This is a genomic window from Cribrihabitans neustonicus, from assembly GCF_048820895.1.
Lineage (GTDB): Bacteria > Pseudomonadota > Alphaproteobacteria > Rhodobacterales > Rhodobacteraceae > Cribrihabitans_A > Cribrihabitans_A neustonicus.
Genome location: NZ_JBMERQ010000037.1, coordinates 1 through 1,344, shown reverse-complemented (window position 1 = coordinate 1,344; position 1,344 = coordinate 1). Strand labels below are relative to the sequence as shown.

The following is a 1,344-nucleotide window of genomic DNA, read 5'->3' as shown; positions in this document are numbered from 1 at the left end:
TTCGCGAGGCGATTGGGTGTTTCTTGAACACGGTGGTGCTGCGGTCGTCGGTTGATGAGGATATGCCGTTCCGAGAGTTGTTGCGTGGTGTTCGTCGAACGGTATCGGAGGCGATCGAACATCGTGACGTTCCGTTCGAGTTGGTACTTGATGCGTTGGAGGTCGAGCGCAGCGCGTCGCACCCCCCACTCGTCCAGGTGCTCTTCCAGTTCGACCACCCGATACCGCTTCCACCCGAGAGTCTGTTCGCAACGCTGCATGAGACCTACCTCGGCGCGAGTTTGCCGATCAGCCTGATCTGTGGTGCGGGCGGAGACGACATCGAGATCGAGCTGCATCACGACATGGGCGGTGCCGCCGGCGATGCCATCGGCCGGTTGCCGGAGTCGATGCTCAAGCTCCTGCGCGTCCTCGTCGAAGACGGAGCGTCTGAGGCTCCGCTCGCCGAGACGCTCGCGGTCCTCGGGCCGACAGAGCAGCCGTGGACCGACGCAACCTCGTTCGATCACGTGAGCGACGGCGGGGCTGGGGTCAACGGTCAGGACGTTGTTGGCGATGACGTCTTGGCGCAAGTCCTCACCGAGTTCCAGTCGGTGCTCCGGGTCGAGAACCTCACCGCGAGCGCTGCGTTTTTCGAGCACGGCGGCGACTCGCTCGCGGCGCTCGAGCTTGCAGAGCATTTGTCGGAGGCGTTCGACGTCAACGTCAAAGTGCTCGACATCTTCGAGGCCGAGACGCCAGCGGGCGTCGCCGCCCGGCTCACCACCCTGGGGGCTGTAAGATGACGGAGACAGCCAGTGAAGAGATCGGCATGGACCTGTGGCACCCGATGCCACTGACGCCGATCCAGAAAGGCATTTGGGCGACGACCCGGATGGGCGCGGACCACTCCTCGGCCTACAACATGCCGTACTGCTTCGAGCTCAGGGGGCGGCTCGACGTCGACGCCCTCGACGACGCAGTCCAAGCGGTCGGGCGGCGCTACCCGCAGTTGACCTCGAGGGTGACCACCGAGCTCGGCGAGCTGCACTTCAAGCCGAGCGACCAGCCGATTCCGTTCGTCGTGCATCAAGTTGACCCGCCGGACGCGTCTGCTGACGCAGGAATGGATCTGATCGAGTCCTTGGCCAATTACGCGTTTGATTTGGGTCATGAAGGGCCGTCTCGTGTCGACGTCGTGGCCTTGTCTGACGACCATCACCTCCTGAGTGTGCTGGTGCATCATGTGGTGTTCGATGGTGCGTCGGCGGCGTTGTTCTTTGATGCGTTGTCGGAAGCATTTGCTAGTGGGCTTGATGGCGCTGGAGAGGTGGCGCCGGAGGTGGGGTTTGTTACCTATGCCGA

2 protein-coding genes are annotated in these 1,344 nt (G+C 63.0%); both read left to right on the top strand.

Annotated features, from left to right (window positions below; all coding sequences use genetic code 11):
- The coding region (locus ACOHWE_RS20115; RefSeq protein ID WP_420668523.1) for an acyl carrier protein at nucleotides 1-785 on the top strand (785 nt) is incomplete at its 5' end.
- A partial coding sequence (locus ACOHWE_RS20110; protein WP_420668522.1) for a condensation domain-containing protein occupies nucleotides 782-1,344 on the top strand: 563 nt, incomplete at its 3' end. The genes ACOHWE_RS20115 and ACOHWE_RS20110, both read left to right, overlap by 4 nt.